Origin of the sequence: Photorhabdus antumapuensis, from assembly GCF_020387775.1 — a bacterium.
In the GTDB taxonomy this organism is placed as follows: Bacteria; Pseudomonadota; Gammaproteobacteria; order Enterobacterales; family Enterobacteriaceae; genus Photorhabdus; species Photorhabdus antumapuensis.
The window spans coordinates 282,192-302,130 of the sequence record NZ_JAHZMK010000024.1; the positions used below are offsets into that span (position 1 = coordinate 282,192).

At 41.3% G+C, this 19,939-nt stretch carries 21 protein-coding genes; 9 read left to right on the forward strand and 12 right to left on the reverse strand.

What is annotated here, in order from left to right; genetic code table 11:
* Window positions 1–161 precede the first annotated feature (161 nt).
* On the forward strand, window positions 162–764 hold the full coding sequence (locus tag KZ793_RS10920) for an FMN-dependent NADH-azoreductase (RefSeq protein ID WP_225815355.1): 603 nt from the start codon (window positions 162–164) through the stop codon (window positions 762–764).
* Between the two features lie 78 nt (window positions 765–842).
* Here KZ793_RS10920 and KZ793_RS10925 read toward each other — a convergent pair whose 3' ends face one another.
* From KZ793_RS10925 to KZ793_RS10935, 3 genes are read right to left on the reverse strand one after another with little or no spacing between them, the layout of a single operon-like run.
* Window positions 843–1,169 (reverse strand): YdbL family protein, encoded by a 327-nt coding sequence (locus KZ793_RS10925; RefSeq protein WP_225815356.1) that lies wholly within the window; start codon window positions 1,167–1,169, stop codon window positions 843–845.
* Window positions 1,170–1,177: 8 nt separating this feature from the next.
* Complete coding sequence (locus KZ793_RS10930; protein WP_225815357.1) at window positions 1,178–1,375, reverse strand: YnbE family lipoprotein; 198 nt, start codon at window positions 1,373–1,375, stop codon at window positions 1,178–1,180.
* Window positions 1,372–3,999, reverse strand: a complete 2,628-nt coding sequence (locus tag KZ793_RS10935) for a YdbH family protein (protein WP_225815358.1) — start codon at window positions 3,997–3,999, stop codon at window positions 1,372–1,374. The genes KZ793_RS10930 and KZ793_RS10935 overlap by 4 nt, the downstream gene beginning before the upstream one ends.
* A gap of 242 nt (window positions 4,000–4,241) precedes the next feature.
* Between KZ793_RS10935 and KZ793_RS10940 the strand changes: the two genes are divergently transcribed.
* The 3 genes from KZ793_RS10940 to KZ793_RS10950 all read left to right on the forward strand — a co-directional run bounded on the left by KZ793_RS10940 (window position 4,242) and on the right by KZ793_RS10950 (window position 6,626).
* Window positions 4,242–5,246 carry a 2-hydroxyacid dehydrogenase gene (locus tag KZ793_RS10940; protein WP_225815359.1) on the forward strand — a complete coding sequence of 335 codons (1,005 nt, stop codon included), beginning with the start codon at window positions 4,242–4,244 and terminating at the stop codon, window positions 5,244–5,246.
* 21 nt (window positions 5,247–5,267) lie between these two features.
* Entirely contained in the window at window positions 5,268–5,681 is a 414-nt protein-coding gene (hslJ, locus tag KZ793_RS10945; RefSeq protein WP_225815360.1) for a heat shock protein HslJ, read from the forward strand.
* Window positions 5,682–6,005: 324 nt separating this feature from the next.
* The gene (locus KZ793_RS10950) at window positions 6,006–6,626 is read left to right on the forward strand and encodes a hypothetical protein (protein ID WP_225815361.1); all 621 of its coding nucleotides are present in this window, start codon (window positions 6,006–6,008) and stop codon (window positions 6,624–6,626) included.
* 68 nt (window positions 6,627–6,694) lie between these two features.
* On the opposite strand, the gene KZ793_RS10955 is transcribed toward KZ793_RS10950, so the two are convergent.
* From KZ793_RS10955 to KZ793_RS10970, 4 genes are all read right to left on the reverse strand, one after another.
* On the reverse strand, window positions 6,695–7,336 hold the full coding sequence (locus KZ793_RS10955) for a hypothetical protein (RefSeq protein ID WP_118984774.1): 642 nt from the start codon (window positions 7,334–7,336) through the stop codon (window positions 6,695–6,697).
* Window positions 7,337–7,649: 313 nt separating this feature from the next.
* Window positions 7,650–8,081, reverse strand: coding sequence for a YcgN family cysteine cluster protein (locus KZ793_RS10960; protein ID WP_225815362.1), 432 nt, complete (start codon window positions 8,079–8,081; stop codon window positions 7,650–7,652).
* Window positions 8,082–8,105: 24 nt separating this feature from the next.
* Window positions 8,106–8,762, reverse strand: coding sequence for a fumarylacetoacetate hydrolase family protein (locus KZ793_RS10965; RefSeq protein WP_225815363.1), 657 nt, complete (start codon window positions 8,760–8,762; stop codon window positions 8,106–8,108).
* 153 nt (window positions 8,763–8,915) lie between these two features.
* On the reverse strand, window positions 8,916–9,188 hold the full coding sequence (locus tag KZ793_RS10970) for a YcgL domain-containing protein (protein WP_225815364.1): 273 nt from the start codon (window positions 9,186–9,188) through the stop codon (window positions 8,916–8,918).
* 144 nt (window positions 9,189–9,332) lie between these two features.
* Here KZ793_RS10970 and minC point away from each other — a divergent pair, with 144 nt between their 5' ends.
* Genes minC through minE form a run of 3 tightly spaced genes read left to right on the forward strand, consistent with a single transcriptional unit; the run spans window position 9,333 to window position 11,125 of the window.
* On the forward strand, window positions 9,333–10,016 hold the full coding sequence (minC, locus tag KZ793_RS10975) for a septum site-determining protein MinC (RefSeq protein WP_225815365.1): 684 nt from the start codon (window positions 9,333–9,335) through the stop codon (window positions 10,014–10,016).
* 23 nt (window positions 10,017–10,039) lie between these two features.
* A complete protein-coding gene (minD, locus tag KZ793_RS10980; RefSeq protein ID WP_118984770.1) occupies window positions 10,040–10,852 on the forward strand; it encodes a septum site-determining protein MinD in 813 nt (270 codons plus the stop codon).
* 3 nt (window positions 10,853–10,855) lie between these two features.
* Window positions 10,856–11,125 (forward strand): cell division topological specificity factor MinE, encoded by a 270-nt coding sequence (gene minE / locus KZ793_RS10985; protein ID WP_118984769.1) that lies wholly within the window; start codon window positions 10,856–10,858, stop codon window positions 11,123–11,125.
* 140 nt (window positions 11,126–11,265) lie between these two features.
* Here the strand turns inward: minE and rnd are convergent, their stop codons facing one another.
* Entirely contained in the window at window positions 11,266–12,393 is a 1,128-nt protein-coding gene (gene rnd / locus KZ793_RS10990; protein ID WP_225815366.1) for a ribonuclease D, read from the reverse strand.
* Window positions 12,394–12,483: 90 nt separating this feature from the next.
* Window positions 12,484–14,172 carry a long-chain-fatty-acid--CoA ligase FadD gene (gene fadD, locus KZ793_RS10995; RefSeq protein WP_225815367.1) on the reverse strand — a complete coding sequence of 563 codons (1,689 nt, stop codon included), beginning with the start codon at window positions 14,170–14,172 and terminating at the stop codon, window positions 12,484–12,486.
* Between the two features lie 353 nt (window positions 14,173–14,525).
* On the opposite strand from fadD, the gene KZ793_RS11000 reads away from it, so the two are divergent.
* The gene (locus KZ793_RS11000; RefSeq protein ID WP_225815368.1) at window positions 14,526–15,059 is read left to right on the forward strand and encodes a GNAT family N-acetyltransferase; all 534 of its coding nucleotides are present in this window, start codon (window positions 14,526–14,528) and stop codon (window positions 15,057–15,059) included.
* A 100-nt stretch (window positions 15,060–15,159) separates the two neighbouring features.
* Here the strand turns inward: KZ793_RS11000 and KZ793_RS11005 are convergent, their stop codons facing one another.
* Window positions 15,160–15,741, reverse strand: a complete 582-nt coding sequence (locus KZ793_RS11005) for a Slp family lipoprotein (protein ID WP_225815369.1) — start codon at window positions 15,739–15,741, stop codon at window positions 15,160–15,162.
* Window positions 15,742–15,853: 112 nt separating this feature from the next.
* Window positions 15,854–16,549 carry a tRNA (adenosine(37)-N6)-threonylcarbamoyltransferase complex dimerization subunit type 1 TsaB gene (gene tsaB, locus KZ793_RS11010; protein ID WP_225815370.1) on the reverse strand — a complete coding sequence of 232 codons (696 nt, stop codon included), beginning with the start codon at window positions 16,547–16,549 and terminating at the stop codon, window positions 15,854–15,856.
* Window positions 16,550–16,824: 275 nt separating this feature from the next.
* Between tsaB and KZ793_RS11015 the strand changes: the two genes are divergently transcribed.
* Window positions 16,825–17,772 carry an aspartate/ornithine carbamoyltransferase family protein gene (locus KZ793_RS11015; RefSeq protein ID WP_225815371.1) on the forward strand — a complete coding sequence of 316 codons (948 nt, stop codon included), beginning with the start codon at window positions 16,825–16,827 and terminating at the stop codon, window positions 17,770–17,772.
* A 148-nt stretch (window positions 17,773–17,920) separates the two neighbouring features.
* Here KZ793_RS11015 and KZ793_RS11020 read toward each other — a convergent pair whose 3' ends face one another.
* On the reverse strand, window positions 17,921–19,870 hold the full coding sequence (locus KZ793_RS11020) for an ATP-dependent DNA helicase (RefSeq protein WP_225815372.1): 1,950 nt from the start codon (window positions 19,868–19,870) through the stop codon (window positions 17,921–17,923).
* Window positions 19,871–19,939: the final 69 nt, after the last annotated feature.

Sequence of the window (19,939 nt, forward strand, 5' to 3'; positions counted from 1 at the left end):
GCGGATATTTCCGCCACGCTATATCAACGTGAGTAAAAGTCTTTCAATAAATTTGAATTCTATTCTCTAAATATTGCTCTGTTACCATAAGGCAATAACTCATAGAATAACTATATCGTGATTAACAAGTGAACTATCAAAGGTTAATTTAAGGAATAAACATGAGTAAAGTTCTGGTTCTTAAATCCAGCATTATGGCGCAGCATTCACATACTAACCAAATGGCAGATTTCTTCATTGAAAAGTGGCAAGCCAATCATACTGATGACAACATTACAGTACGCGACCTGACTGCACAACCCATTCCTGTTCTGGATAATGAACTGGTTCATGCATTGCGTCCGAGTGGCAATGAAATGACCGCTCGCCAAAAAGAGGCGTTGACATTATCTGACGAACTCATTGCGGAATTGCAGGATAATGACGTTATTGTTATCACTGCGCCTATGTATAACTTCCACATTCCAACCCAACTGAAAAACTATTTTGACCTGATAGCCCGTGCTGGCGTGACTTTCCGTTATACCGAGAATGGCCCTGAAGGTCTGCTAAAAGACAAACGGATAATCATCCTGACCAGCCGGGGTGGCGTCCATAAAGACGGCCCTAGTGATCTGTTAGTGCCTTATCTGCGTCTGTTCCTAAATTTCATTGGTCTCACTGATGTAGAGTTTGTTTTTGCCGAAGGGGTAGGGTTAGGCCCTGATGCCGCAAATCAGGCGCAACAAACCGCCCGTGAAGTTTTGGAAGCAATAGCTTCCTGATAGCCACGTTTTTGTTTATAATTCATACATTACCTATATTTTTATATTGCTGTCTTTTGCGCGTCATCCGACGCGCTTTTATTTCTTCAACCACTTACCATTAATACCAAGCACATACTCACCAAGTTCAGCTCTGTTCACCAGTTTTTCGCCAGTAAGTTTAGCCACTTGCTCTGTAGAAATATTATTGCCAGCCGCAATCTCTGCGTATTTTTTCTCACGGGCCTGATTAATCTCTGTCACCAAAGCCTGTGCCTGACTATCTGTTTTCACTATAGCCAGATAACCACTGAAAGTTTCACCGACCAACCCTTTCTGCTTTGCCTCATTCAGGGTCATTCCTCCAACAGAAGAGCTGAACAATACACTAACCAATAATAATATTCCCGTACCTGTTCTCTTCATAATACCCCCTAGAATAAGCCCGTATTATTCTTGAGCATCTCTTCAACTTGCCTGTCTACTTTTATCTGAATTTCATGCTCAATTTTGACATTCATATTAATATTAATAGGCTTCTCAGGTGTTGCCACTTCAAGGCGTATACAACCTGACAGAATTAAGGGCCCCATTGATAGTAAGAACAGCTTCGTTCTGGTTTGTCTTGTCATTTATCACTCCCATTTAATACAGATATATTCTGCTGTAACCAATCTTCAAGATTGTTACCAAACCGTAAGCTACGCCATAAGTGAAAGATATTCTCTTCATGATGGTAATTCAGCTTGACTTGCCGTTTTTTATCTCTTAATGAATTAACACCTTGAATTTCAGCATCAAGTGTCAGAACGCCTAAATTATCAAGATTGACTTGCGCCCGTAAACGACTGATTTCTAAATAGCGTAGCCAATCCATAGCGGCGCTGGCGGAAATATTATCTTTGTTAATGGAATCTACCGTGTCTTTATCCAGACGTAAGGTCATATGGTCGATATTGGTAATCCGACCTTGCTGAACTATCCAACGTTCATTATTAATAAACAACGGCAATTTTCCGCTGATTTTGCCGGACATCGCAAATTGTTTAATTTTCAACGCAGTAAAAAGGCGACTTAACTCCAATTTATCAAGCGTCAAAATAGCAGGATAATGCTGAGGAAGCCTTAATTTATCTAGGTTAATATGTCCATCCAATATACCTACATTCACGTTAGTCAGTTCCAGCGATTTTTGTTCCGATGGTGGATAAAATCCCTGTAAATCCGCCGTCAAATTACGCATTTCAAACAGGTTATTAATCGTTTTCACTCGTAGATGAACCGGCGATTTAACACCAAATTGCCAGATACTATCTCTCAGCCGCCACGGTAAGACAAAATCAAGTCCACTGATTTCACCATCTTTAAGCCACATGCTGCCATTTTTTACCACCCAGTGACCACCCGCAACAAAACCTTGCCCTTGTGTGACAGAAAAAGCGGCCTGTGCATAAAGATCACCTGATCGTAAGTTTATCCCTAAATCTTTAGGCACCAACGGCTGAAATGCGAGTAAGGATTGAGTAGGCCAACGCGCTTCACCACGCAATCTTGCTCCATCCCAACGACTGTAAAAAGGGATCGGACCCATATTTCTTGATGAAAGATCACCATTAACAATAAAGTTGCTTGGGCTTTCTCCTGTCAATTTTGCTGTCAGCTCAGCGGGGGGCAAAAAGCCACCGGACCGAAACGATGTTTTCTTCGCTGTCAGCCGTAACTCACCATTAAAGGCGGGCAATTTTTCTGAACGTTGCCATTCCAATGGTTTTGTTAATTGTAGACGCGGCGTATCCACCCGGATCATGCCGTGTTTAATAATATTAAAGCCGGTCGTCATTTCGTTGACACTAATCAATGTGTCACGCCAACGCCCTTTTCCGACGATATCCCATTTAGCCTGTAGTGGCGGCAAATAGCCATCTCCCCAATAATTCCAACGCCAATAGCCTTTATCCAGCATAAAATCCTCGGCATGACCATCTAGATGCAAACGGAATTTTCCCCAGTCACGGTGTTGCGCATTAACAATCGCCTGTAACCGACCAGTAAAACCTTCACGTGTCAGATAAGTTCCCGCTAACGGTGATCGGGCATCTTTAACAATAAACTCATCAGACAAACGCCCCCAAGCCCGAAACAACGAACCTGACTGGAAAGTCATTTTCGGATTAACCAACGGACCATTAATTATCGCAGACAATGACATAGCCATAATCATATCCTGCACATTAATCTGACCTGTTAATTGAAAAGGAAGCTGTGTATTTAATGATCCTATCCGACCCGGCTTTATCGTTAACACAATATTCGCTTTACCACGTTCACCCTGCGTGACCAAATTTATACGGCCACTAATTAGCAGGTTATCCAACCCTTGTTGCCAATGAGCAATCTTAATATTCACTCCACCCGCAAAAGGTTGCTCCGCACCAGTCCACTGCCATTTACCATCAGTGATATCAAGCTGTTCTCGGCTAAACTGCCAAGGTAATTCAGCCAAAGGTATTGTCACCCCCTCTTCTTTGATAATAAGTTTGCCGGATTTCTCTCGCCAACCTAACTTGAGATTTAGCGGGTGCGCATATTGCCTGGCAATAATTTTACCTTTTACTTCACCGTGAGGAGGTAGTTTGTCCACATTAAGTGGTAAAGTCATTTCACCATTAAGGCTAATTTCCTGTTCTGGTAATTTAATTGCCAGTTGGTCAATAACTAGCGATTCCTTACCATAAATATGCGCTGACAATTTAACATTCTTTCCCTGATAACTGAGTTTTTGCCCCTGAGGAGAAGAATTGAATTTTAGTTTTCCAGCAAAATCTTGCCAGAGATGAAGAGAAAGATTTTCCACGGACAAACTTCCTTGTGGAATAAAGGCCAAAATATCAGCAACAGATAATGGAACAAGGCTCTGCGTAGATTTAGGCAACTGATTTAGACAATTGATATCCCCGCTAATATCTGCGGCATTTAATTGCCAATGATAACTGTTATCTATCTCTGAATATGGGTAACTAACAGATAATCGCGATACACGAATAAGCCTGCAACCCTTCACCGGCAATGAAATATCAGCCAGTTGCAAAGCCCCATTTTTCCATTCTGGTTGTTTCAATGAAACCGTCATACCTGGAGGTAACCAGTGACCGATGGCCTTAGGTAACCAATGAGGAATCGAAAACCATCCCACCGTTATCAGCAATACCAATAACATTAGTATGGTAATGAATATTTTTAACCCTTTGGTTATCAAATCTTTGCCTCTCCTTACTTAAGCCTTAGATCGGTTACTTCTATTGTTACTCCATAATTTAGCAGACACGCCTTAAACTAAGACATTGATTATTAAGAAAATTATGTTGAACATATAGGGAAGCAACAAGCAATACACTTATAGAGTTAATTAATTTATCGGTTTATTTAACCCTTTACGTCAGCAATAATTTAAGCTCAAAACAATTTATTAGCTACTTAAATTATAGCGGAGATAATTCCATGAAATTAGTCGTTTACAGTACCAAACAGTATGATTACAAACATCTGGAGCAGGTCAATAAAAAGCTCGGATTTGGTTATGATTTCGAGTTTTTCGATTTCCCTCTCAGTTCAAAAACGGCCAAAAACGCTATTGGCGCAGATGCTGTTTGTATTTTCGTCAACGATAATGCTGACCGTAAAGTACTTGAAGAATTGGCTGAAATGAATATAAAAATCCTCGCATTACGTTGCGCAGGTTTTAATAATGTCGATCTGGATGTGGCTGAAGAATTGGGTATTCAGGTTGTACGGGTTCCAGCCTATTCCCCTGAAGCTGTTGCTGAACATACCGTCGGGTTAATGTTGTGCTTAAACCGCCGTATCCACCGGGCTTATCAACGTACCCGTGACGCCAATTTCTCTCTTGAAGGCTTAATTGGTTTCAATATGCACAACCGCACAGCAGGAATTATCGGAACCGGTAAGATTGGTATTGCAACTCTACGTATTCTTAACGGATTTGGTATGCGTCTGCTAGCTCATGATCCCTACCCCAATCAAGCTGTTTTGGATCTCGGTGCTCAATATGTCGATCTGGATACGCTGTACGCGCAATCTGATGTCATATCCCTTCATTGCCCGTTAACACCAGAAAACCATCATCTGCTGAATGAAGTTGCTTTCAGTAAAATGAAAAACGGCGTCATGATCATCAATACCAGCCGAGGGGCCCTAATTGATTCCATCGCAGCCATTAGCGCATTAAAACAACAAAAAATTGGCGCTCTGGGTATGGATGTTTACGAGAATGAACGCGACCTCTTCTTTGAAGATAAATCTAATGACGTAATTCAGGATGATATTTTTCGTCGCTTGTCTTCATGTCATAACGTGCTATTTACCGGTCATCAGGCATTCCTGACCGAAGAAGCCTTAACCAGTATCAGTGAAACTACGCTGAGAAATATCCAGCAATTAATCAACGGGAAAAATTGCCCGAATATTGTTAGTAAGTACCCTTAAAATAATATATAGGAGATAAACATGAAAAAAATACTACCTTTGGCAACAGCAACTTTATTGTTAGCCACATTCCAAGCTTCTGCGGTAGAAAACGTGTCAGTTAATGATTTACAACATCATAAATTTGTTCTGGTGAGCGTTAACGGCGAAGGTGTAAAAAATCAAGATGGTCGCGTACCAACCATTGAATTCGGGGAAAAAATGCATGTTTCTGGTTCCATGTGTAATCTCTTTATGGGTCAAGGCAAACTGAAAAATGGTGTACTGACCGTTAAAAACCTGGCCAGCACTCAAATGCTTTGCTCTGATGAAAAATTAAACAAATGGGATTACCTGATTGGTCAAGTATTAGCCGATGGCGTTAAAGTGAAGTTGAAAGATCACAAACTGACACTATCTCATCCCGACAATACATTGGTTTATAAAGTTCAGTAATCAAAAAAATCATTCATAAAGTTAGTATTAAACATTTAGCAGAGTGAAATTCCTTGAATGGACTCAGAATTAAGCTCTGTTTGTCCAAGTGTTTTATGTTCTAGGTGCCGGAAATGACTCTCCGGCACTTCCAAATAATAATATCTAAGCAATAAATTTACCGCTGATATTAAACTTTTAAACATTATAGGAGAACCAAAATCGACATAAAGAGATATAGATAATGTAATTTATTTTTAACTTATTCCTTCAAACTTAAATAAAGAGTTATACACTTTTTACATTTAATAAATAGTTTACTAACTAAATAAAAGGAAATAATTTATGTCCAATATTGAACTGACTGATATTCAATTTATCGACCTGATGAACGAAATGAGCCAACACGCAAAACATATATTAAATGATTCTAAAACTGAACCATTTTTGCCATCGACACCTGAACTCCAGGCATATGCAAATATGCTTGGGGAACAATATGAGAGTATAGATATTACCGGAAATAAGGAAATAGATGGTATTATTAATGAATTGAAAGATTCTGTGAAATCTGGTGCTAATTCAACGACAAACGTTTCTAAGGCAAGTGTAACTGATAGCACACAGAAATATCAAGAAGCGATTGCTGCCGATCCAGATAACGCAGACCAAGACTGGATCGATAACATGAATAAATCTCGTCAAAGAACCAAAGATGAGAACAACAGACAAATTGATACAAGTTACGATAAAGCCATTCAATTCGGGTTACAATTTCCTAACACCAGAGCAGCAATACAAAGTTTTATGGAAAAAACTAATGCATTCTTCTCCAGTTTGTTTGGTAGGCTTTCAAATTTTATACTTGATGCAGCCAGGCAACTCTCTGAATGGATAAGCAGAGCATGGGAATCAATTAAATCTTTTTATGAGAGAATTAATGTTTGGATTTCCGGCGCTTTGTAATTAACTAATAATGGTTCGAGTTAGTTCGAACCATTATATTCACCTCAGATATAACCTGGCAAAATTAATTACTTATTAGGCAGTTTGATCCTAGAAATAATCGCCAGTCTATCCATATAATATTCCATATTACCCCACAACCAACTCTGCTCTTTACTCACATCATCTTCAGCTAAAATATTTCTTAATTCACAGGTCATAACATCATAACCGTAAACATGAAGCCCAAACTGTAACGCCTCATACATTCTAGCTTGCCAAAAAGAGGTTCCTTCTATTATTTGACTCATATTTGAAGCAACAACATCATAGGTTTTAATCAGATAGTGGAAAAAGATTTTAGCAGCCAAATCACTTAATGCCGCTTTATGTTGTGGCTTCCTCGTTCGCCACACAAGTATCTGCGAAGCGAGGCGACAATTAAGAACTAAGTCACTTATTATAATAACTTTGTTGTAATAAACGACTTCTTTTGTTTCGTCACTAAGTAGCGCTAATTCAAAGTAGGGCTCATCTATATCATCCAAATCTAGCCTGTTATCAACCCTGATCAACCGGTAACCTGGCGGAAAAATGAGTTCATCCACATCATGCACAATATTAGCACCAGAGGAACCAAGAGCATCATACAGAACACGATTGAACTCTAACTCACTCAATTGGATGAAATCATTGGTAATCTTTTCTATGTTTCCCACATGTATTGGCATACTTTATGCCTCCTATAATAGACCACAGGTTCAATTACCTAATGGTAATAGTATAGATGCAATTATATACAATCAACCTTTAGTTCATTTTGGTGGATATACCCACTGGTTAACTTAGCTCTGGAGCAAGCCCCCAACGTGGGAAACACAGAAAATAATTTATTAAATTATAGTTATACCCGTTATCTTTCAAGTTGCCTCTTTGTTGGCTGCACTCACTCACCCCGGTCACATCGTTATCTATGCTCCCGGGGATTCGCTCCCTTGCCGTCGCGATCCATCTTGAAATCCATTGGGTATAGTTAGATCATTATCAAGGTTTATTAATAATATGATCTTCCCATTCTACAATATCAATTTCCCGTACAGCGATATGCCTAACAGAAATTCTTTCACTATGCATTGCTGATTTAGAACCTTTAATCAGAGGGTGCCACGGTAATAATGGCTTCCCTTCTTCAAGCAAACGATATGCACAAGTCATTGGTAACCATGCAAAAGTCGGCAAATTATGACGGGTTAATTTGATACAATCCGGTTCATATCTGAAACGATCTTCGTAATTTTTGCATTGGCACGTTTTTATATTGAGTTGATTGCAAGCAACATTAGTGAAATAAATTTCATCGGTATCATCATCCATCAATTTATGTAAGCAACACTGCCCACAACCATCACATAATGACTCCCATTCTTCATCCGTCATCTGATCTAAGGTTTTTACCTGCCAGAAAGGCTGAGACATAACTTCTACTATTCCTTATATTATTCAAATCACCCTGGTAGTGAGTGAATTATCATTCAGAGTAACCTTTAACACATCACCGGATTTTAGTGCTCCAACACCTTCCGGTGTACCAGTGAGAATCACATCTCCCGGCCGCAAAGTGAAAAAGTGCGACATATGGCTGATCAGAGGAACGATGGATGTCAACATATCGTTACTATTACCGTTCTGCCGTAGCTCATCATTGACCGTCAGTGAAAACTGGACATTCTGCGGATCACCAAAATGACTTATTCGAATAAACCCAGATATCGGGCAAGAGCCATCAAACGCCTTACTTTTTTCCCACGGTTGACCCGCTTTCCTGAATTTAGATTGCAAATCACGCAAGGTGAGATCCAATGCCACAGCAAAACCCGCGATAGCGGCGCCAACTCGCTCTTCATTTGCTTGTTTCAACGGCGTACCAATCAGTACAGCCAGTTCAACTTCATGATGAACGACACCAAAATCCTTTGGAATTGCAATTGGCTGATGTATATCACACAGTGCAGTTTCAGGCTTAATAAAAACAACGGGTTCTTCCGCTGGCTGAGACCCCATCTCTTTAATATGTTTAACGTAATTACTACCAACGCAAACCACTTTATTGACAGGAAGATCCAGTAATGCCCCCTGCCAGTCTCTGTGTTGATACATATTCGTTTCTCACTCTGGTTTATTAGGCAACATACCCATAATTATAGCACTTATTGCCCCATCTTATCGGCCACCATTGTGAATATTGTAGTGGTTAATAAAACCTCGACGACGGTTAATTTTGCTCATCGAGCCCAAGCTCCTGGATTCTTCTTATTTTTCCATCTGATTCAGATGTGCATTCATTAAGTTTTCAACCGGAGGTGGGATTTGCAGGTAAAAACCCTGTTCAATTAACGATATTTTTACCTTTTCTATATCGGCACCTGCCAGTTTTTTTCTGTCTGCCAGAGAGATCATCATTGTATATTGGGGCTGTCCAAAACTTTTCAGTAACTGTTCGGGAACGCGAGAGAAATTATCTCTTTTTTCAACATAAAGATATGTTTGCTCCCTTTTCGGGCTTCTGTAGATCGCACAAATCATTATAATAAACTCTTTTAAATTCAGGTCACAACTTGCTTGAATAATTTAGTAATTATAACATGTTTATTGTATTTCTAAATATCGTATCCCAGGGGGTGTTCTGGGGGGATCTCAAATTTGCTGAATCTGAGTCAGGCAGGATAGATGTCACAGTCGCCAATTGAGCTAAAAGGCAGTAATTTTACGCTTTCGGTTATTCATTTACACAATGACCAACCAGAAATCATTCTACAGGCCCTACAGGAAAAAGTGGAACAAGCACCGGATTTCCTGAAAAATGCGCCTGTTGTCATTAATATCTCCGCTCTGCCGGCAGACGCTGATCTGAAAGCGCTGCATCACGCTATTGATTCAGCAGGATTCCGTATTGTCGGAATGAGTGGTTGTCGTGATGAGCAACAACGCAGGGCGGTAATAAAAGCATCCTTACCACTACTAAGTGAAGGAAAAAAACAAAAAACCTCGGCAAAGGAAGATAAACCGGCTGAACCCGCGATTAAAAAAACCCGCGTAATTAATTTACCTGTTCGCTCAGGTCAAAGGATTTATGCCCAAGGCAGTGATCTTATTGTTACCAGTAATGTAAGCGCCGGTGCCGAATTGATTGCAGACGGCAATATTCACATCTACGGTATGATGCGTGGTCGGGCATTAGCCGGTGCATCCGGTGATCAGGAGTGCCTGGTTTTTTGCACCCATTTAAATGCCGAACTTGTCTCTATCGCGGGGCAATATTGGCTCGGCGATAAAATCCCAACTGAATTAGCAGGAAAAGCCGCAAAACTTAGCCTGGTAAATAATGAATTAACTATTGAACCTTTAATCTAGCCCTTTTAATAAGGAATCACTTCATGGCACGCATTATTGTTGTTACATCAGGTAAAGGTGGCGTTGGCAAAACCACTTCAAGCGCGGCCATTGCTACCGGCCTTGCTCAAAGAGGTAAAAAGACCGTCGTTATCGATTTTGACATCGGCCTGCGTAACCTCGATCTGATTATGGGATGTGAACGCCGCGTAGTTTATGACTTCGTGAACGTTATCCAAGGTGACGTCTCGCTTAATCAGGCATTAATTAAAGATAAACGTACCGAGAATCTTTATATCTTGCCTGCATCGCAAACCCGCGATAAAGACGCTCTCACCCCTGAAGGCGTTGAGCAGGTTTTAGTTGATCTGGATAAACAAGGTTTCGATTTTATTATCTGTGACTCCCCGGCAGGAATTGAAAGTGGTGCATTGGTAGCACTCTATTTTGCTGACGAAGCTATCATCACAACGAATCCTGAGGTCTCTTCTGTACGTGATTCAGACCGTATTCTGGGTATTCTGGCTTCTAAATCTCGACGAGCTGAACGGGGTGAAGATCCCATTAAAGAACATCTGCTATTAACCCGCTATAACCCAGGCCGTGTAAGTCGTGGTGATATGCTAAGTATGGAAGACGTTCTGGAAATTTTATGCATTCCTTTAATCGGTGTTATTCCAGAAGATCAATCTGTACTGCGTTCATCTAACCAAGGGGAACCGGTCATTCTGGATACAGAATCCGATGCAGGGAAAGCGTATGCAGATACTGTTGAACGTTTATTAGGGGAAGAACGTCCTTTCCGCTTCATTGAAGAAGAGAAAAAAGGCTTCTTAAAACGCCTGTTTGGGGGGTAAAACATGGCCTTGCTAGATTTCTTTCTGTCGAGAAAAAAACCGACAGCAAATATCGCTAAAGAACGGCTGCAAATCATCGTGGCAGAGCGTCGCCGTGGTGATTCTGAACCTGCTTATCTGCCTGATATGAAACGGGATATCTTGGCGGTAATCTGTAAATATATACAGGTAGATCCTGATATGCTCTCTGTACAATTTGAACAGAAAGGTGATGATATTTCCGTGCTGGAGCTTAATATAACATTACCTGAGGCAGAAGAAACTCAAAAATAACGCAGACAGACAGGGCTGTTTTATCATTACCGCCATCAAAGTAACCAAACTAATTACATGGCAGTCTGAGATGGGGTAACCCTAACGGGAACCCCTTTCTCGCGCTTTAGCCTGGCATCAGGCTAAGGTTCTGATATGGATTAATCAGAATAGTTCGCCAGAATCTCTGCGACTGGCTCAGCCAGCAACTCTCCCCGCCACCCACTAAGCAATTCAGGTTTGTCATTTAATTGTTTCAAGTTCCAGTGAACGCTAAGTAATTGATTAATCTGACGACGAGATGCCAATAATTCAGAATTAAATCTATGCTGTTCACTTACCTGATGGATCAGCGCCTTAATATCCTTAAATGCTTTGCGATAACCAAGTTGATCAATCAGGTTCGTCATTGGCGGCGGGCATTCGCTTTCTGGAATATTTCCACTTTCAGCAACCATTGCCAATAGACGACGACCATGACAACGAATCTCCTGCCCGCTTAACCCTAACGCATCCAACTCTGCCAAAGAAGTTGGCATATAACGCGCTACCTGCCACAGGTTTTCTTCACGAATGACGAAGTTCACGGCTAAATCGCGCTCTCTAGCCTGATTCAAACGCCATGCCGCCAGTTTTTTCAAACACGCAAGCTGTTGGGGACGTAATTGACAGGTATTGCCTATTTGTTTATAAGCACATTCCGGTTCCAATATCTCTTTACGGCGTCGGCTGATAAGCCGACACTCACCCGTCGCAGCCTCCATATATCCAGCCTGCGCTGTTTCAGTCATCAATATATCCGCCAAAGGCAACAGATAATAAACATCCGCTGCGGCATACTCGCACTGTTTTTCACTTAACGGGCGGGCAAGCCAATCAGTGCGGGATTCGCTTTTATCCAGCTCGACATGAATATATTCAGCCACCAGCGCGGCAAAGCCACATGAAAGCGGGTGCCCAATAAAAGCCGCCAGGACCTGAGTATCAATCATCGGTTCCGGCAAACATTGAAAAGCATTCAGAAAAACTTCCAAATCTTCACTACCAGCATGTAACAGCTTCAATATTTGAGGATGAGTAATTAACTCGCGGAAAGGTTGCCAGTTAGTGATATTAAGTGGATCAATCAGAGAAAGTTGTTCGCCATCATACAGTTGTATCAAACCTAATTGTGGGTAATACGTCCGTGTGCGTACAAATTCAGTATCCAATGCTACTTTTGAGTATTTTTTTGCCCCTTCGCAAACTTGTTGCAACTGAGCATCTGTGGTGATCAACTGATAATTCAAAACATAGTTCTCTTAGCCATTCATGGAATAAGCACGACAACGCCGGCTGATACCGGCGTTGTCGTGCTTATCAATATTATGAAGAGGATCTCAGGCTACAGCGACATTCCTGACCTTTTCCTCTTCATCACGCAGTTCCCTACGAAGAATTTTACCTACATTAGACTTAGGTAATTCATCCCGGAACTCAATGATCTTTGGTACTTTATACCCTGTTAGATAACGACGACAATGGGTTTTAAGTTCATCCTCGGTCAAACTAGGATCTATCCGAACCACAAATACTTTGACAGTTTCACCGGAACTTTCGCTTGATACCCCTATTGCTGCTGACTCTAGCACTTTAGGGTGAGCTGATACAACATCTTCAACTTCATTAGGATACACATTGAAACCAGAAACCAAAATCATATCTTTTTTACGATCTACGATACGAATGAAACCTTGTTCATTAACATCCGCGATATCACCCGTCGCGACCCAACCATCTTTCAACACTTCTTCTGTTGCATCAGGACGATTCCAATAACCAACCATCACCTGTGGGCCACGTATCCACAATTCTCCCTGCTGGCCCATCTCTACCTCATTACCATCATCACCCATCAGTTTTATTTCCGTTGAAGAGACCGGGAAACCAATACTGCCAGTGTAATGTTTCGAATTATAAGGATTACAGGAAACCAAAGGTGAACATTCTGTCAGACCATAACCTTCAAGCAGATTGGTACCTGTCACTTTTGCCCATTTCTCAGCAACCGCTTTCTGTACCGGCATACCACCACCAACAACCAGACGCAGCGTAGAAAAATCAAGCTTCTTAAATTCTTCATTATTCAACCAAGCGTTAAACAACGTATTTACCCCGGTGACAGAAGTAAACGGATAACGACCTAATTCTTTAGCTGTACCCGTAATATCACGCGGGTTAGTGATCAGAAGATTGCACCCACCCAGGTAAATAAGTAACAAGCAATTCACCATTAACGCAAATATGTGATAGAGAGGCAACGCCGTAACAATCAGCTCCTGGCCTACACGTAATAATGGAGAATAAACCGCTTTTGCCTGTTCAAGATTTGCCAATATATTACGGTGAGTCAGCATAGCTCCCTTAGCTACGCCGGTAGTGCCGCCAGTATATTGCAGAAAGGCCAAATCATTACCATTAATCTCTGGTTTTACATATTGCATGCGATAACCTTTCTGTATCGCACAACGAAATGAAATGGCATCAGGCAGATTATACTTCGGTACCAGCCGTTTGATATATTTCACCGCAAAATCAACCAACGTACCTTTAGGACGAGATAGTTGGTCCCCCATACGCGTCAAAATAACATGCTTAACTTTAGTATTAAAAACGATCTTTTCCAATGTATGAGCAAAATTGGAGACGATCACAATAGCGGAAGTGCCGCTGTCATTAAGCTGATGTTCAAGCTCACGCGGCGTATACAGCGGGTTTACATTTACAACAATCATACCTGCACGTAGAACACCAAACAGTGCAACGGGATATTGCAGCAGGTTTGGCATCATCAGCGCAACGCGATCTCCTTTACTTAATCCCAAACCATTTTGCAAATATGCTGCGAATGCCCGACTACGCTCTTCCAACTTACGGAAGGTCATAATCTCACCCATATTGATAAATGCAGGTTGATCTGCATAGTGCGCTACGGCATTTTCAAACATCTCAACCAATGATGCATAACGATCCGGGTCAATTTCCGCAGGAACATCCGCCGGATAATGTTTTAGCCAGACTTTCTCCAAGGTAGTACTCCTGAAATTTTAATTGCTATGTTATCACTCGCCTAATAAATAACGCACGCCTTGATTTAACAAATTATTAACTCAGCATACCAGTTTAAAAAAGAAACATTGTTCAGGTTGAGATACACATCACTAATTTCATGTTAATCCTGATACATAAAAACAAAGAGAATTGTGTTGTCTGTAAATTATTTTTAGTTATCAGTATATTATTGTCATAGTTAATATTTAACTTAGTATCTATTGATTATACATTGACCTACTTATTTTTTGCTTAAGATAGCATTTTTGAAATAGCATTTATTGCTTTCGTCTATTCAAATAAATTATTAAAAAATAAATGGTAATAATAAATGATTATAAATAACATCACAGTCAGAAGAGCAACTTATAAAGATAGTGCTACTATCAGCGATATAGAGCGCCAAGCTGCGTCCCTTTTTCCAAAAGAACTCTTACCAAAAGTACTCGGTGATCAAACCCTACCCGCGTATGAAATTGAATCAAGTATTCAGGAACAACGGCTTTGGGTCGCTGAAAGTGATCAAACGCTGGTTGGATTTGTGCTAATCCGCCGTTTAAATCAATTGATGCTGCTAGCTGAGATTGATGTGTTGCCAAAATATCATGGCCAAGGTATTGCCAGTACCCTGCTTAGCTTAATCATTGAGCAATTAGAACAAAGCAAGGAAACCGCACTTTACCTCACAACTTTTCGTGATTTTATGCCAAGCCGTAAACTATATGACAAATTCGGTTTTGTCATACTGCAATCGGATGATATTCCTGATGAACTACGAAAAATTCTGGCAGAAGAGATAGCTGCCGGTTTAGGAGTAAGAATTGCAATGAAATTAGCGATCAATCCAAAGATAGATAGGAAATAACAGATAAATTACCGCCACATCTATTATTGCGGCGGCTCAAGTAGGAAATTAGGTTACGGTGTCACAAGATATTCATCAACAACCTCTGATTGAAATAACTCTACCTGGTCAAAATAGTTTCAACAAATGCGGGGTCGGGATAATTCCCATTCCATCCCCAACCTGAATAATATGGATAGCCATAATAATTCCAAGTCCCTGTGCCATAAGGCATCAATACCCGTTGAACAACCTTCCAACGTTGATAGCCCATTACATCAATCACAACATAATCGTAATCCGCGCGACCAATTTTACCCTTTTTTAACCCCACTATCGGACCAACAACAGTGACGTAATTTCCTTTAAAATCGTCAGGTTCAAGGAAACTATTAACATAAGCATAGATACGACCAAGGGAAGGTTCATCTAATTGTGGGCTGGCATCTGATGCCAACGGCAATGACGATATTTCCAAACGGGTACGGTGATTTTCATTCACCACACTAAGTACTTTACCGCCAAATCGTCCTTCCTGGCCGATAAACAATGCAGGTGTACTCTTAATAGAAAGTAGATCCTGAACAGGTATTGGTGACGTTCCTTTTACTGAATCAGGAACGGTGACACAGCCTGTAAGCATTACAGCACCTAACAAGATTAGCGCCTTAATACCCGTCCGGTAGTTTATTACTCTTAACATAACCACCTTCTCCTGAAAATTTTCCCAACAACGATGTTTGCAATAACCATATATTTAAAATAATCATGTCTATTTGATACTTTCTTTTACTACAAGTTTCATCAACCGATACTTAACGACCCGGTAATTTTTTCCAAGTCACTTCATTACGCAAGTATACCGGTTCAGCGTGTTCTACGGCCGTCACCTCACCGTTTTGCCACATCTGTATCGCCATAGGTAACATATCTTCAGCATGAGGTAATGTGATACTACTATCAGTTAGCGTTAAATGACTTGCCATCAACTGAGGATAAGCCTGCCAACCGGTTCCGGCAATGGCCCACTCCCCATGAAATGAATCCATGATAGCCCTTGCCTGTTCCGGTCTCAATACAGCTTCTGTTTCACTTCCCTGCCATTTGCCTTCCTGATCGCGGACATATTGCCCCCAGTAAATTTCTCCCATCCGGGCATCAATAGCGGTTAATACTTGAGTTGATCCTGTCAGGCGAAAAACACCTTGAGCCATCATATTAAGCGTTGAAACACCAATCACCGGCAGTTCAGCACCCAGAGCCAACCCCTGAGCAATACCAACACCAATACGTACACCAGTAAAACTGCCTGGCCCACGGCCAAAAGCCAAGGCATTGAGTTGTTGTAAACTGACCTCCGCTTCTGCCAGAACAGATTGAACCATAGGTAAAATACGTTGCGTGTGTTCCCGTGGAGAGATTTCAAACTGTGCCAAAACGGCACCATCATCCCAAAGAGCAACTGAGCAGGCTTCCGTTGCAGTATCAATAGCCAGAATTCGTGTGGACATGCCTTAACCTCGGCAAGAAATATGATTCGAAATAAAGCACCATCTTATCATAACCTAGCCTGTTTTACCCAGTTGGCAACCATAAGAAGGCTATTACTCCTTGCCACATGTACACACAGGGTAGCTGTGTCTTTATGAGTTATCAGATAGAAGAGAAGTAAATTTGCCTGTGATCCATCGCTTTCTAACGTAATTCTACTACCTAAATATGGAACATCTTTAAAATACGAAGATATACTTAAACAATACTTAATATGAAAGTCCGGAGGTGAGTTATGACATCGGTGCAAAATTTCTTTCTAAAGGATAACCTTCTCTCTATTAAATCATTAGATTTAGACACTATAATGAATATTATAGACTTGGCTCAGGATTTTAAAGTATCAAAACCTGATAAAAAAATAAAAAAAAGAAATGAAGATATCCTTGTTGCTTCACTTTTTTTTCAAGCAAGCACAAGAACTCGCCTCAGTTTTGAAAGCGCAGCCAACCGTCTTGGCGCAAGAATTATAGGTTTTTCTAATGGTGAATCAAGCCGTTCTGGTTCAAGCTGGAATGAAAAATTTACGGATACTGCACAAATGATCAATGCGTATGCCGATATTGCCGTTATGCGCCATGCCAAAGTTGAACCTGTGCATAACTATTGTATAAAAAGCCGCCATCCAGTTATAAATGCGGGAAATGGTGAAGGATTAAATGCAGAGCATCCAACGCAGGCTTTGCTTGATATTTTTACCATTCATCAATCTTTCCCTCTTCATAAATCATTAACTTTATTATTATGCTGTCACCCCTCTTCCCGATCAGCGCGCTCCCTTCTCTTTTGTATAGCCCTGTTTCACAATATAAAATTATTACTTTGCACTGAAGAAAATTGTAAGCTTTTACCAGAAGACGAAGCGTACCTTCGTCAAGCTGGTGTCACCTACGAATATCTCCATAACATAAAAGAGGGGTTGTGTAGTGCGGATGTTATTTATATGGCGGGTTATAAAGAAACAGCAGATCATTTACCCGACTCCAATTTGATGCTCATTCCTGATCTACTTTCATACTTACATCCCCGCGCCATAATTATGCATCCTCTTCCGCGAGGTTATGAGCTTCCTTATGAGCTAGATAATTCAATTCATTGTGCTTATTTTTCTCAGGCTGAGAACGGAGTTTTTGTTAGAATGGCAATTCTCCAAGGTTACTTCAACGTTATTGGGGGACGGTAAGGATTCGGACGTAAACACAGGAAGGGGTTTGGTGGTAGTTGGTCAGGTGGTGTTCACAGTGTCCATTTCTGCGATGCAACCTGGATGACCAGCCACACCACCTTTTTCACCGAGTCGTCTGACGGGAACATAAAAAGATATGGGGCAATCATTTAAAGTGCTTCCCTCGGACGACCCGTTCTAAATGGTTAGGAGATTGCCGAGCTTGCAGGAAAGCGACTGCTTTCGTTAAATCTCGGGTTCGTGGCGAAGGTGGCAAACTATTCAAAAACACTTCACCATATGGACGCATCACTAAACGATTATCACAAATGACAACGACGCCATAATCATCAATGTCACGAATAAGCCGCCCGACACCTTGTTTCAAGCTAATAACCGCGTCTGGTAACTGAACTTCATTAAATGCATCACCGCCTTTGAGTTGACAATCTTCAATACGGGCTTTTAACAGCGGATCATCTGGTGCCGTAAAAGGCAGTTTATCGATAATGACACAGGAAAGCGTATCACCCCGCACATCCACACCTTCCCAAAAACTGCTGGTTGCCACCAATAACGCGTTCCCAGCAGAAATAAACTGAGAAAGTAGCTGACTTTTGCTAGTTTCACCCTGAACCAAAACCGGTAACGTCATGCTGGCCCGGAACTCTTCTGCCAAACTGCGCATCATCTGGTGTGACGTACATAAAAAGAAACAACGGCCTTTATTAGTTTCAATCAGCGACTTAAGCATTCTCGCCAGCCATTTTGCACCACCGGGCTGATTCGGTGACGGTAAATGACGAGGAACACAAAGCAGCGTCTGACGTTGATAATCAAATGGGCTTGGCAACAGTAAAGTTTTCGCTTTTTTTAGCCCAAGCCGTTCAGTGAAATGTGAAAGCTGTTCGTTGACGGATAATGTAGCTGACGTGAAAACCCAACAACCTGATTGCTCATTAATCATCTCACTAAATTTGTCAGCAACAGACAGCGGTGTGAGTGCTAAAAGAAAATGGCGGCCATAACTTTCAAACCAATAGCTATAACCGGGGACAGTCACCTCTTTCAAACGTTTAAGACGGTTACGATAAATTGTTGCCCTTTCAAATGCGGCATCCAACATGACTGAACGCCCTAAAGATAATTTCATCACGTCATAACAAAGCTCAAGCGCATCATCAAGCAATACTAATGCTCGCTGCACTTGCGGATTTTGCAATAACTCTCGCAAATTACCTCGATAACCGTTCTCTCCCAACGCTAGCCGGAAATCCTGTGTACTCTGACTCAGACGATCCGCGCTCTTTTGTAATTGAACTTGATCCCGGACTTCTGTGCGATACGCCATAATGATATCTCTGGAGAGATCCATCAGTTGGCGGCTACTTAATTGCTGACCAAAATATTGACTAGCGATATCAGGTATTTGATGTGCCTCATCAAATATCTTGACTTCTGCTTGCGGGATCAACTCACCAAATCCAGTTTCTTTCACCACCATATCCGCCATAAACAGATGATGGTTAACAACGATAACATCCGCTTCCATTGCGCGACGGCGGGCTTTGAGAACAAAGCATTCCTGATAACGCGGGCAATCACTGCCAAGGCAGTTATCGTTAGTACTGGTTACCAACGGCCAAACCTGGCTATCTTCCGCCACTTGGTGACAAGTACTGATATCACCCTCTTCAGTTTGTGAAGACCAGCTTCTTAGCTGAACAATATCTGCCAGAATTTCTGCTTCCAATTGTCCACCACCAAAAGAGTGCTGTTCCAACCGTTCCAAGCAAAGATAATTTGCACGGCCTTTCAACAACGCCAATTTACCAGTGAAATTAATTGCTTCAGCGACTGTCGGTAAATCACGATTATAAAGCTGATCCTGTAATGCCTTAGAACCTGTAGAAATGATAACTTTCTGCCCAGAACGCAGCGCAGGTACTAAATAGGCAAATGTCTTACCTGTTCCCGTGCCTGCTTCTACGACCAATTGTTGATGGTTTTTAATCGCGCACTCAATAGCCACCGCCATTTCTCTTTGAGCATCACGGGGTTTAAAACCTGTTATTGCTTTAGCAAGGGCACCATTTTTCGCAAAATCGTCTGACACAAATCGTCTCTTTCAATAGAATGGATGGAGATTATGCCAATACTATGTTCTGATCACCACCCAAAATCA